Raw genomic sequence first — 13032 nt, 5'->3', positions numbered from 1 at the left:
CGTCGCTCTTAAGATATATCTTAAGTTATGTCTAAATCGAAACGGAGAAAGAGAAAATGAGAGAGCACCACCACCCTCCCCATCGCGAGCACGGGGACAGCCATGAGATCTTCGAACGCCGCCCGGGCCGCGAACGCGGTGGCCGCGGGCCCCGGGTATTCGCCCCCGGCGACCTGAAACTGCTGCTGTTGGCGCTGATCGCCGAGCAGCCCTGCCACGGCTACGACCTGATCCGCCAGATCGAAAGCATGTTCGACGGCGCCTACAGCCCCAGCCCCGGGGTGATCTACCCGACCCTGACCTTTCTCGAAGAGAGCGAAATGATCCAGGGCGATGCCGAAGGCGGCAAAAAGCGCTACAGCGTGACCGACGCCGGACGTCTTTCCCTGCAGGAGCAGGCCATCGCCCTGGACGGCGTGCGCATGCGCATCGAGGTCAGCAAGCGTTCCCTGCGCGGACATGATCGCCCCGCTGAAATCCACGAGGCGGTGCACAACCTGCGCCACGCCCTGCAAATGCACCATGGCCGCTGGAGCCCGGAAGAAATCCTTCGGGTGCGCGACCTGCTGAACAACACCGCCAAGGCCATTGTCGATGGTCCTGTGAGCCACCCCGCCCCGGAGAAAAGCCAATGACTGCCAGCCCAGAACTGTCCATCCATCGGGTCATGCACGAGATCAAGCGCCGCCGCCTGGAGGTGCTGCGCGTAGTCGACCTGACCCCGCGCATGCGCCGCATCACCCTGGGCGGCCCTGAGCTGGCCGGGTTCATCAGCCTGGGCAGCGACGACCATGTGAAGCTGCTGTTCCCGCAGAACGCCGAACAGCAAGCCGCCCTGGAAACCCTGGTACTGGGCCCGGGCAAGGACAGCGGCCCGATGCCCGCCATGCGCGACTACACCCCGCGCCGCTACGACCTGGAGTTGGGCGAACTGGACATCGACTTCGTGCTCCACGGCGACGGCCCCGCCTCCACCTGGGCCGAACAGGCCGCACCGGGCCAGTTCCTGCACATTGGCGGGCCACGGGGCTCGATGGTGGTGCCGGATATCTTCGACAGCTACCTGCTGATAGGCGATGAAACCGCGCTGCCGGCCATTGCCCGGCGCCTGGAAGAACTGCCGGCCGGGCGCCAGGTGCTGGCGGTGATCGAGGTGCAGAACGCCGCCGAACGCCAGGCTCTGGACAGCGCCGCCCAGGTGCAGGTGATCTGGGTTGAACGGGACGCAGGCGGGCAGGACCTGATCAGCACGGTGCGCCAGGTGCAGGTGCCGCAAGGCAAGCTGTATGCCTGGGTAGCCACCGAGAGCAAGGTGTCGCGCCAGGTGCGTCGAGTGCTGCTGGATGAGCACCAGCTCAACGACGAATTCGTCAAGGCCGCCGGTTACTGGCGCCTGGACAGCAGCGAAGAAGAATAATCGCGCATCAGGGTAGGAACTGGCTTGCCAGCGAAGGCGGTCCCAAGGGCCCCTTCGCTGGCAAGCCGGCTCCTACGGGGCCCGGGACCGGAGTTTACCCAGCCAGCGGTCCAGCCCCAGCAACAGCAGGGATACCAGGACGAACCCCGCCAATATCCCGAGGGCATTGAGCAGCACCCGGGGGTAGCCCAGCCTGTCCACGGAGATGAAGGGATAGGGGTACAGCCCAAGCAAGTGCCCGCGCAGCAACAGGTAGGCGAAATACACAATCGGGTAGAGCGTCCACCACCCGATGTGCCTCATCCGCAGCCCGCCCTTGGGCACGCAACACCACCAATAGACCAGGAACAGCAGCGGCATCACGTCATGCAGCAACTCGTCCGCCAGCCATTGCCAACCCTGGGGATGCCACAGGTGGCGCAACAGCAGGCTGTAGGCCAGCCCCACCAGCAGAATGCTCGCCGCCACGGCGCCGCTGACCCAGGGCTGGAGCATGAACGCCTGCCCCTTGGAAACCCGCAGGTTGAGGGCGCAGGTCAGCACGCTGGCCACCAGGGTATTGCTGAGCACGGTGAAGAAACTGAAGAAGTTCACCAGCCCGCCCAGCAGGCTGGCGCCACTGTCCCAGCGCAACAGCAGGATCAGGTACAGCTGGACGGTCAGCCCGAACCAGCCAAGGATCGCCGCCACGGCAATCAGGCCACGCCGAGTGCACAGCCCCGGCAGCGAGAAGCCAGCCATAGGGCTCCTTAAAGCGGGCGCTTGGTGCGTTGCAACTTCACATAGAGTTTCTCGACCTTCTCCCTCGCCCAGGGCGTCTTGCGCAGGAAGGTCAGGCTCGACTTGATGCTCGGGTCGCTCTTGAAGCAGCGGATATCAATGCGTTCGGCCAGCCCCGACCACTCGTAGTGTTCCACCAGCGCCTTGAGGATCTGTTCCAGGGTCACGCCATGCAGCGGGTCGGTGTGGGTGTCGGTCATGCCAGGCCTTTGCGGGAAGAAAATGAGGAAAGCCGCGCACCTTAGCCGAGGGCTTGGCCCCGCGCCAGCACGCTTGAGTAACTGTAGTCGCAGCCCGCCACCGAGGCGATCGGGCATGAACGGCGAAAAGTTCCTGGCTTTTCGAAATAAAAGAGATGTTATATTGTATCAATCAATAACAACTCACCCGTATTTTGGGCACCCCCGTGTCCCGCCTGCTCACTGACTCAAAGCGCCTAGCGCTCTGTTCGCCAAGGAATGACCGATGTCCCGCTCAACTCCCCGCCCTTCTCGCTCCCTGCTCTGGCGCCTGTCGCCACTGTCCGCCGCGCTGCTGATCGCCTCCCAGGCCCATGCCGTGGAATTGCCCCAGCAGGTCATCACCGCCAACCCCCTGGGCAGCACCGAACTGGCCGCCCCAAGCACTGTGCTGGAAGGCGACCAACTGACCCTGGAACAAAAAGGCAGCCTCGGTGAAACCCTGAACAAACAGCCGGGCGTGTCTTCATCCTACTTCGGGCCGGGGGCCAGCCGGCCGATCATTCGCGGCCTGGATGGCGACCGGATTCGCATTCTGCAGAACGGCGTCGGGGCCCTCGACGCCTCGTCGCTGTCCTACGACCATGCGGTGCCCCTGGACCCGGTTAACGTCGAGCGCATCGAGATCGTCCGCGGCCCGGCGGCCCTGCTGTACGGCGGTAACGCCATTGGCGGGGTGGTCAACAGCTTCGACAATCGGATTCCCACCGAGGCCATCGAGGGCATCCACGGGGCGGGCGAGTTGCGCTACGGCGGCGCCGACACCACCCGCAGCAGCGCCGGCAAGCTGGAAGCCGGCGATGGCACCTTTGCCCTGCACCTGGATGCCAACTCGCGGCAGTTCAATGACCTGAAGATTCCCGGCTACGCCCGCAGCCGTCACGCTGCGGCCAGTGAAGACGGGGATGGCAAGAAAGGCCGCCTGGGCAACAGCGACGGTCGCCAGGACGGCGGTGCCATCGGCGGTTCCTACACCTGGGACGACGGCTATGCCGGCCTGTCCTACAGCAACTACGACTCCAACTACGGCTCCCCCGCCGAAGAAGACGTGCGCATCCGCATGAAGCAGGACCACTACGCCTTCGCTTCGGAACTGCGCAACCTGCAGGGCCCGTTCAGCTCGCTCAAGTTCAACGCCGGCTACACCGACTACGAACACCGCGAGATCGAGGGCGGTGAAACCGGCACCACCTTCAAGAACAAGGGCTACGAGGCCCGTGTCGAGGCCCGGCACCAGCCGCTGGGCCCGCTCGAAGGGGTGATCGGTGCACAGGTCAACCGCAACGAATTCTCCGCCCTGGGCGAAGAAGCCTTCGTGCCACAGACCGATACCAACAGCGGCGCGCTGTTCATCCTCGAAGAACTGCAAGCCACCGAACGCCTGCGGCTCAGCCTCGGCGGGCGCCTGGAACACACCACCGTGGACCCGGACAGCAAGGGCAACGCACGCTTCGCCCAGGCCGACAAGTCCAGCAGCTTCACCGCCGGCAGCCTGTCCTCGGGGGCGGTCTACACCCTGACCCCGGTCTGGTCCCTGGCCGCGACCCTGGGCTACACCGAGCGCGCCCCGACCTTCTACGAGCTGTATGCCAACGGCGCCCACGTCGCCACCGGCACCTATGAAGTGGGCAGCGCCAAGCTATCGAAGGAAAAAGCCGTGTCCAGCGACCTGGCCCTACGCTTCGACAACGGCATCCACAAAGGCAGCGTCGGCGTGTTCTACAGCCACTTCTCCAACTACATCGGCCTGCTGGGCACAGGGCGCACCCTCAACGATGAAGGCGAAGAAGATGCGACAGGCATCCCGGAATACGCCTACAGCGGAGTGCGGGCACGCTTCAGTGGGATCGAGGCCCAGGATCGCTGGACCCTGGGGGAAAACGCCTACGGCAAGTTCGCCCTGGAACTGTCCGGCGACTACACCCGGGCCAAGAACCTGGATAACGGCCAGGACCTGCCCCGCATCGCTCCATTGCGCCTGAACAGTGGCCTGCTGTGGGAACTGGACCGCTGGCAAGCACGCCTGGATGTACAACATGCCGCCAGCCAGGGCCGGGTGCCGGACAACGAAAGCGGCACCGATGGCTACACCACCTTTGGCGCCAGTGCCGGTTATCGCTTCGATATCGGACATAGCCAGTGGCTGGCCTTCGTCAAGGGCGAGAACCTGACCAACCAGACCGTGCGCTATGCCAGCTCGATCCTGCGGGATATCGCGCCGGCCGCGGGGCGCAGTGTGGAAGTGGGGTTGCGTACTACCTTTTAAGGCGCTGTTCGCTGGCAAGCCGGCTCCTACACGGCCCCGTAGGAGCCGGCTTGCCGGCCAAGGGTTTAGCGGTAACGCCGCGGGTCAGCCTCGATCAGGCTGGCCAGCTGTGTCAGGGCAAAGCGCAACTCGTCCTGGGTGGTGGGCGACATCAATACCACCCGCACACAACGGGAGCTGGCACCGCGTTCCACCTGGAACTGGCTGCCGCTCATCACCAGCACGCCATTGGCTCGGGCCAGGGTGGCGAACTCATCGCCCGTCCAGGGCTCCGGCAAGGTCAGCCACAGGTGATAGCTGTGGGGCTGGGTCCGGATCTCCAGGCCGGCAAACACGTCCCGGGCAATCGCCTGGCGCGCCGCCGCTTCGTTACGCTGGGTCTGCACCAGCTTGCGGTCCAATCCCTCGACAATCACATTGCTGGCCAATTGCGCGGTCAGCGGCGACGGCATCCACACGCTGCTACGGACCATGGAACTCAGCCGCGACAGCAGCTTCGGCGGGCTGTAGAGGTAACCCACGCGCAACGCCGGCATGATCGCCTTGGACAGGCTGGTGAGGTACACCGAACGCTGCGGCGCATAGCTCGATAGCGGCTTGATCGACGGATCGGTGGCGAGAAAGCCGTAGATATCGTCGTCGATGATCAAAAAATCGAACTCTTCGGCAATCGCCGCAATCTGCGCCCGACGCCTTGGCGACATGATCGCCGTGGTGGGATTCTGGCAACTGGCGACACACACCAGCAGCGCCGGTTTTTCCCGCAGGCACTGCTCGCGCAGGGCCTCGGGGAGTATCCCCTCTTCATCCATGGCCACGCCCCGCAGGCGCCGCTCCAGGCCGTGGGCCACGGAGATGATGCCCGGGTAGCAGAGCGACTCGCAAAGCACCAGGTCGCCGGCGTTGCTCAGGGCGCTGATGGCCACCATCAGCCCGTGCTGGGCACCGGAGGTAATGACCACCTGCTGCCAGTTGGCCTCGGGCAAGGAATGCCGCAACCACTGCGCCCCGGCCTCGCGATGAGCCGGGTGGCCTCCATCGGGGGCGTAGTCCAGCGCCCGGCCGAAGTCACTGCTGCGGGCCATGCCCACCAGGGCGCCACGCAACCAGTACTCCAGGGTTTCGCTGTAGGGCTTGATGATCGACAGGTCCAGGGCTTCGGCCTGCCCCAGGGACAGGGACAGGGACGGAGCGCTGGAACCTTCGGGCAACACCAGCGGCGGCTGCGCCAGCACGTAAGTGCCGCGGCCGACTTCGCCCTGCACCAACCCGCGCCGCTGAGCTTCGCTGTAGGCGCGGCTGATGGTGCCAGGGGTGACATTCAGGGTTACCGCCAGCTCGCGCAGAGTCGGCAAGCGGTCACCATCATTCAACAAACCGCTGCCGATATCCCGCGCCAGGGCGTCGGCGATGGACAGGTAGACCGGTTGATTGAACTCGCTTAACTGGGGAACCCACATGGAGGCTGATGACCATCGGCTGCGTTGAGGTGGACCGGAGCATATCACAGCCATGGATCGCCCCTTAACATCGACTCATTTGGAAAATTGATTCGATCTTCAAGCCAAACTGGCGACTCAAAACCGCTAAAAAATTTTTATATGATCTATAAATCCCTATAAATCATTAAGTTATCAACAAACCACAGTCAACTTCGGTACAGCCATCCCGAGAAACAATTGAATCGATTCAATTCATTGAAATACACTCAGGCAGCACCAACCCAATCGACTCAATCCCTCCCACCCATGCCCAGTCGAGATGCCATGCACAGTCTCAGCAAGGACCTGTCCCTCTCCGCCGTGATCGCCGGCCTGATCGCCGTGATCATTTCCTACGCCGGCCCCTTGATCATCGTGTTCCAGGCCGCCCGCGAAGCCCATCTGCCCAGCGACCAGGTGTCATCGTGGATCTGGGCCATCTCCATCGGCAGCGGCCTCACCGGCCTGCTGCTGAGCTGGCGCCTGAAAGTGCCGGTGATCACCGCCTGGTCCACCCCCGGCGCGGCGCTGCTGGTGTCGATGCTACCCACGGTGTCGCTGCCCCAGGCCATCGGCGCCTACATCGTGGCCTCATTGCTCATCGCGCTGGTCGGGCTTTCCGGGGCCTTCGACAAGCTCATGAGCCGCCTGCCCAAGGCGATTGCCGCCGCCATGCTGGCGGGCATCCTGTTCCGCTTCGGCGCCGGCCTGTTCACTTCGGTCAGCCTGCAACCGGCCCTGGTGCTGGCGATGATCGCCGCCTATTTGCTGGGCAAGCGCCTGTCACCCCGCTACGCGATCCTCGCGGTGCTGCTGGTGGGCTGCGCGATGGCCGCAGGCCTGGGCGAACTCAATGGCGGTGCCATCACCCTGGCGATGGCCCAGCCGATCTTCATCGCTCCCGAGTGGAGCTGGCACGCCATCATCAACATCGGCCTGCCCCTGGCCCTGGTCACCCTGACCGGGCAATACGTGCCGGGCATGGCGGTGATGCGCAGCGCCGGCTACAACACCCCGGCCCGCTCGATCATTTCCTGGACAGCCATCACCTCGGCACTGCTGGCGCCGTTCGGCTCCCACGGGATCAACCTGGCGGCCATCACCGCTGCCATCTGCACCGGCCGCGAAGCCCATGAAGACAAGGATAAGCGCTACATCGCCGGGATCGCCTGCGGCCTGTTCTACATCCTCATGGGGATTTTCGGCGCGACCCTGGCCTCGGTGTTCGCCGCCCTACCCAAGGAACTGATTGCGGCACTGGCCGGCCTGGCCCTGTTCGGCGCCATCAGCGCCGGGTTGAGCGGCGCCATGGCCGACGAAAAACAGCGTGAAGCGGCGCTGATCACCTTCCTGGTCACGGCATCGGGCATGAGCTTCCTGGGCCTAGCCGCCGCGTTCTGGGGGTTGATCTTCGGCCTGGTGGCGCACTTTGCCCTGAGCCACACCCGGCACAAACCCAGCCTCGCCCAGGCCAGCACCCCACGCTGAGCAGAGCCCGGGCCGGGAACTGTTACCGATTGCGAAACTGTTCATGTCAATAAAAGCGCTTTCTCTCCCGGAGACGGCGCTTTATCCTTAGCCCCCTAATAAAGCTGAACCGTTTCATCTTTCCCTTTGAAATCAGTGGCCTGCCGTTCTCGATCAACCTGCATCGATGCTACGCGCCATGCCCTTGCTTCTGCCTATTCCTAGAAAAAGACCTTATCCGAATGCCTATGCCCACTTTTCAGCGTTTAAAAGACAGCGCTGTCCTGACTTCCGTCGCCCTGCCCAAGAGCCTGAGCCTGCTCGGCGCCCTTGGATTTGCCGCCTGCGCCCAGGCCGCACCGGCCTTCGACAGTGACTCACCATGGATGCTCGGCGACTGGAATGGCACCCGCACGGAACTGGCCAACAAAGGCTACGACTTCAAGATCGACTACGTCGGCGAGATGGGCGCCAACCTGCACGGTGGCTACGACCACGACCGCACCGCGCGCTACAGCGACCAGTTTGCCTTCGGCAGCCACCTGGACCTGCAGAAGATCCTCGGCTGGGACGACGCCGAATTCCAACTGACGGTGACCAAGCGCGACGGCGACAACATCAGCAACGACCGGATCAACGACCCGCGGGTCGGCGGCTTCACCTCGGCCCAGGAAGTCTGGGGCCGCGGCCAGACCTGGCGCCTGACGCAAATGTGGTACCAGCAGAAATTCTTCGACCAGAAGCTCGACATCAAGGCCGGCCGCTTCGGCCAGGGCGAAGACTTCAACAGCTTTCCCTGCGACTTCCAGAACCTGGCGTTCTGCGGCTCCCAGGTGGGCAACTGGGCCGGCAGCGTCTGGTACAACTGGCCGGTCAGCCAGTGGGCCCTGCGGGTCAAGTACCACCTGAACGCCGAGCTCTACGCACAGATCGGTGCCTATGAGCAAAACCCCTCGAACCTCGATCGCGACAACGGCTTCAAGCTCAGCGGCAGCGGCACCCAGGGCACACTGTTGCCAGTGGAACTGGTGTGGACACCCAAACTCAACGGCCTGGCCGGTGAGTACCGCGCCGGCTATTACTACAGCAGCGCCAAGGCCAGCGACGTCTACAAGGATGGCAATGGCCAGCCTGCAGCCCTGACCGGCGAGGCCTACCGCAGCAGCTCCAGCAAGCACGGCCTGTGGCTGGGCGCGCAACAGCAGGTCACCAGCCAGGCCAGCGACCACTCCCGCGGCCTGAGCCTGTTCGCCAACGTCACCGCCCACGACAAGAAGACCAACGCCATCGACAACTATGTCCAGGCGGGCCTGGTCTACAAGGGGCTGTTCGATGCCCGGGCCAAGGATGACATCGGCTTTGCCCTGGCCCGGGTCCATGTCAACCCGGCGTACCGCAAGAACGCCCAGGCCAGCAACCAGGCCCGGGCGCTCTACGAATACGACAACCCGAGCTACCTGCCGCCCCAGGACACCGAATACAGCGCCGAGCTGTACTACGGCGTGCACCTGGCCAACTGGCTGACCGTGCGCCCCAACCTGCAATACATCCGCCACCCCGGCGGCGTGAGCCGGGTGGACGACGCCCTGATCGGCGGGATCAAGATCCAGAGTTCGTTCTAAGGCCGACAGGCACACAACGACGCCATTCACAGTTTTCAGCTGAACCAAGCCCGCGCCTGATCGTCATCTACAGTGAACATGCGCGGGAACACTCTAAACGTCACGGAGAACCACACTATGAGCACTGAGGGTGCTTCAAGTCCGAGCCGCTTGCTGCCAAGCCTGCTCGGGATCTTGCTGCTGCTAATGGGCCTGGCCTTGCTGGCCGGGGGGATCAAGCTGAGCATGCTCGGCGGCTCGCTGTACTACGTTTTGGCCGGTATCGGCCTGACGTTGACCGGCCTCTTGCTGCTGGCCGGTAAACGCGCGGCGCTGGGCCTGTACGCCCTGGTACTGTTCGCCAGTACCGTCTGGTCGCTATGGGAAATCGGCCTGGACTGGTGGCAACTGGTGCCACGCCTGTCGCTGTGGTTCGCCCTCGGCGTGGTCCTGCTGCTGCCCTGGTTCCGTCGCCCGCTGCTGCGCGATGGCCCGGCCCCGCTGGGCACCGCTGCCCTGAGCGTGGCCGTGGTCCTGGCCGGTGGCGCCGCCATTGGCAGCCAGTTCACCAACCCCGGGGAAATCTCCGGTGACCTGGGCCGCGACACCGCGGACATGACCAGCACCGCGCCGGCCATCCCCGACGGTGAATGGCAGGCCTACGGCCGCACCGAGTTCGGCGATCGCTACTCGCCGCTGAAGCAGATCACCCCGGCCAACATCGGCAAGCTGCAGGAAGCCTGGCGCATCCGCACCGGCGACATGCCGACCGACAAGGACCCGGTGGAAATCACCAACCAGAACACCCCGCTGAAGGTCAACGGCAAGCTCTATGCCTGCACCGCCCACAGCAAGGTGCTGGCCCTGGACCCGGATACCGGCAAGGAAATCTGGCGCTTCGATCCGCAGATCCAGGGCCCCAACGGCGACGACTTCCGTGGCTGGGCACACATGACCTGCCGTGGCGTGTCGTACTACGACGAAGCCAACTTCAAGAACGCCGACGCCATCAGCCAGCCGGCCACCCTGTCCCCCGCGGGCCAGGCCATCGCCACCAGCTGCCCGCGTCGCCTGTTCCTGCCTACCGCCGATGCGCGCCTGATCGCCATCAACGCCGACACCGGCAAGGTCTGTGAAGACTTCGGCACCAAGGGCGCCGTGGACCTGAAGGCCGGTATCGGCCCATTCACCCCGGGCGGCTACTACTCCACCTCCCCGGCGGCCATCACCCGTAACCTGGTGATCATTGGCGGCCACGTGACCGACAACGAGTCGACCAACGAGCCGTCCGGCGTGATCCGCGCCTTCGACGTGCACGACGGCCACCTGGTGTGGAACTGGGACTCGGGCAACCCGGACGAGACCACTCCGCTGCCGGAAGGCAAGACCTATACCCGCAACTCGCCGAACATGTGGTCCCTGGCCAGCGTCGACGAGAAACTGGGCATGGTCTACCTGCCACTGGGCAACCAGATGCCTGACCAGTGGGGCGGCAACCGCACCGCAGGCGCCGAGAAATTCAGCGCCGGCACCGTGGCCCTGGACATCGACACCGGCAAGCTGCGCTGGAACTACCAGTTCACCCACCACGACCTGTGGGACATGGACGTGGGCAGCCAGCCGACTCTGCTGGACATGAAGACTGCGGACGGCGTCAAGCCGGCGCTGATCCAGCCGACCAAGCAAGGCAGCCTGTACGTACTGGACCGTCGCGACGGCACCCCGATCGTGCCGATCCGTGAAGTACCGGCCCCGACCGGCGCAGTCGAAGGCGACCACACCGCACCGACCCAGGCCCGTTCGGACCTGAACCTGCTGCCGCCGCCACTGGACGAGAAAGCCATGTGGGGCGCGACGCCGTTCGACCAGATGCTGTGCCGCATCCAGTTCAAGGAGCTGCGCTATGAAGGCCAGTACACCCCGCCGTCGGTGCAGGGCAGCCTGATCTACCCGGGTAACGTGGGCGTGTTCAACTGGGGCAGCGTGTCCCTGGACCCGGTTCGCCAACTGCTGTTCACCAGCCCGAACTACATGGCCTTCGTTTCCAAGCTGGTGCCGCGCGCCGAAGTGGCTGCCGGGAGCAAGCGCGAAAGCGAGACCTCGGGCGTGCAACCCAACACCGGCGCGCCTTACGCGGTGATCATGCATCCGTTCATGTCGCCGCTCGGCGTACCTTGCCAGGCTCCGGCCTGGGGCTACGTGGCCGGTATCGACCTAACCACCAACAAAGTGGTGTGGAAGCACAAGAACGGCACCAGCCGTGACAGCTCGCCGATCCCGATCGGCCTGCCGATGGGCGTGCCGAGCATGGGCGGCTCCATGGTTACCGGTGGTGGCGTGGGCTTCCTCAGCGGCACCCTGGACCAGTACATCCGCGCCTATGACGTGAAGAACGGCAAGGAGCTGTGGAAGTCCCGCCTGCCAGCGGGTGGCCAGGCCACGCCGATGAGCTACACCGGCAAGGATGGCAAGCAGTACGTGCTGGTGGTCGTGGGCGGCCACGGCTCCCTGGGCACCAAGATGGGCGACTACATCATTGCCTACAAACTGTCGGAATAAGCTTTACCGGCAGGCATGAAAAAGGCGGCTACCTTCTGGTAGCCGCCTTTTTTTGTGCCGTTCGCCCTCTGCGTAGGAGCTGGCTTGCCAGCGAAGGTGCGGGCCCGGGCGCTGCATGGCTTGCGGGCCTCTTCGCCGGCAAGCCGGCTCCTACAAGGGGCTTGTCATTCCATCTTGCTCGCCCGGCAGCCCTTCAAAGGAAGGTCACCGAAAATTCCTACAACTCACGTCCCATCGCATCACCTTGCCCCTCAAGGGCTCTGCCCTTAAGGTCTGGGGGTCATTGAAAACTCAGTGACAGGGGTGTGGAAGCCCCCCATATCGTCAGGCGCGCAAAGCACCAGCAAATGCCTGACCTGTTTGTAGCCTGCACTTTGGACAAAGCCGTGGAGCAATACATGCCCCTCACCAGCAACGACTACAACATCCCCGCCCTGCTGGTGGACACCCAGGCCCCGCTGGACGCTCTCCACGAAGCCGCCGCACACCGCATCCGCGCGGCCACCCAGTTGCTGGAGAACATCGCCAGCCACGACAACCTGCAGAGCAACCCGGCCCTGCTCCAGGACTTCGCCCAGCTGTGCGTCATCCCCCTGCGCGATGGCTGCGACCTGCTGGACGTACTGGGCCGACGCCTGCAGGAACAACTGCTGACCTGACCCCGGCTCCAGGACCGGCGGCGCCTCGCCGGCCCTCTCAAGCGGCCCTGTTCGCCTGCCCAGCAGTCCCGTAATTGCAAAGCGACATTAGCCCATTTGTGCTAATCGACCCTCCCCCAACCCGGGGCTATAGTGCCGAGCAACCATCTGATCTCCCCACCGTTGCCAGCCTGCGGTGTCGGGAGCGGCTGCGCCGTTGAAAACACAACAACACCAAGGAAGATTCATCATGAAACTCCAGTCCAGCCTCCGCCCCGTTGCCCTGCTCAGCCTCCTGGCACTCGCCCTGGGCGGTTGCGCCATCGCCAAACCGAGCAACGACGACCTCAAGAACCGCGCCCAGATCACCCTTGGCAAGCCGGTTTCCACGGTTTCCAACGTGCGCAGCGACGCGTCCCAGACCTACTTCACCGCCAGCACCAGTGCCGGCGAATACAATTGCGTACTGCCCAGCGGCGGCATGGTCGCCTTCGCCACCATGGGTGGAGCAGTAGCGCTGCCGGCCGAGTGCAGCAAGCAATAAACCGCTAGCCCCTGGCCAACCAGGTTCGCCGCGACGGGCT

At 64.3% G+C, this 13032-nt stretch carries 11 protein-coding genes; 8 read left to right on the top strand and 3 right to left on the bottom strand.

What is annotated here, in order from left to right:
• Positions 1–56 precede the first annotated feature (56 nt).
• Positions 57–635: a PadR family transcriptional regulator gene (locus tag BM382_RS08600; RefSeq protein WP_011063161.1), complete on the top strand. Its 579-nt coding sequence runs from the start codon at positions 57–59 to the stop codon at positions 633–635.
• Entirely contained in the window at positions 632–1417 is a 786-nt protein-coding gene (locus BM382_RS08595) for a siderophore-interacting protein (protein WP_015636848.1), read from the top strand. The genes BM382_RS08600 and BM382_RS08595 overlap by 4 nt, the downstream gene beginning before the upstream one ends.
• 72 nt (positions 1418–1489) lie before the next feature.
• Here BM382_RS08595 and BM382_RS08590 read toward each other — a convergent pair whose 3' ends face one another.
• On the bottom strand, positions 1490–2158 hold the full coding sequence (locus BM382_RS08590) for a Pr6Pr family membrane protein (RefSeq protein WP_011063163.1): 669 nt from the start codon (positions 2156–2158) through the stop codon (positions 1490–1492).
• Positions 2159–2166: 8 nt separating this feature from the next.
• Entirely contained in the window at positions 2167–2397 is a 231-nt protein-coding gene (locus tag BM382_RS08585) for a VF530 family protein (RefSeq protein WP_019093117.1), read from the bottom strand.
• A 265-nt stretch (positions 2398–2662) separates the two neighbouring features.
• On the opposite strand from BM382_RS08585, the gene BM382_RS08580 reads away from it, so the two are divergent.
• Entirely contained in the window at positions 2663–4702 is a 2040-nt protein-coding gene (locus tag BM382_RS08580; RefSeq protein ID WP_072442625.1) for a TonB-dependent receptor, read from the top strand.
• A gap of 65 nt (positions 4703–4767) precedes the next feature.
• On the opposite strand, the gene BM382_RS08575 is transcribed toward BM382_RS08580, so the two are convergent.
• Positions 4768–6162, bottom strand: coding sequence for an aminotransferase-like domain-containing protein (locus tag BM382_RS08575; RefSeq protein ID WP_072442623.1), 1395 nt, complete (start codon positions 6160–6162; stop codon positions 4768–4770).
• 306 nt (positions 6163–6468) lie between these two features.
• Here BM382_RS08575 and BM382_RS08570 point away from each other — a divergent pair, with 306 nt between their 5' ends.
• The 5 genes from BM382_RS08570 to BM382_RS08550 all read left to right on the top strand — a co-directional run bounded on the left by BM382_RS08570 (position 6469) and on the right by BM382_RS08550 (position 12992).
• The gene (locus BM382_RS08570; RefSeq protein WP_011063167.1) at positions 6469–7671 is read left to right on the top strand and encodes a benzoate/H(+) symporter BenE family transporter; all 1203 of its coding nucleotides are present in this window, start codon (positions 6469–6471) and stop codon (positions 7669–7671) included.
• A gap of 227 nt (positions 7672–7898) precedes the next feature.
• Positions 7899–9272 carry a carbohydrate porin gene (locus tag BM382_RS08565; RefSeq protein ID WP_072442621.1) on the top strand — a complete coding sequence of 458 codons (1374 nt, stop codon included), beginning with the start codon at positions 7899–7901 and terminating at the stop codon, positions 9270–9272.
• Positions 9273–9389: 117 nt separating this feature from the next.
• On the top strand, positions 9390–11810 hold the full coding sequence (locus BM382_RS08560; RefSeq protein WP_015636854.1) for a glucose/quinate/shikimate family membrane-bound PQQ-dependent dehydrogenase: 2421 nt from the start codon (positions 9390–9392) through the stop codon (positions 11808–11810).
• A 347-nt stretch (positions 11811–12157) separates the two neighbouring features.
• The gene (locus tag BM382_RS08555; RefSeq protein ID WP_019093113.1) at positions 12158–12469 is read left to right on the top strand and encodes a hypothetical protein; all 312 of its coding nucleotides are present in this window, start codon (positions 12158–12160) and stop codon (positions 12467–12469) included.
• 229 nt (positions 12470–12698) lie between these two features.
• Positions 12699–12992, top strand: a complete 294-nt coding sequence (locus tag BM382_RS08550) for a hypothetical protein (RefSeq protein WP_015636856.1) — start codon at positions 12699–12701, stop codon at positions 12990–12992.
• Positions 12993–13032: the final 40 nt, after the last annotated feature.

This window comes from Pseudomonas sp. NFPP25 (genome assembly GCF_900116505.1).
In the GTDB taxonomy this organism is placed as follows: Bacteria; Pseudomonadota; Gammaproteobacteria; order Pseudomonadales; family Pseudomonadaceae; genus Aquipseudomonas; species Aquipseudomonas protegens.
The sequence above is the reverse complement of the archived record's forward strand: the minus strand, read 5'-3'. Positions and strand labels throughout refer to the sequence as shown.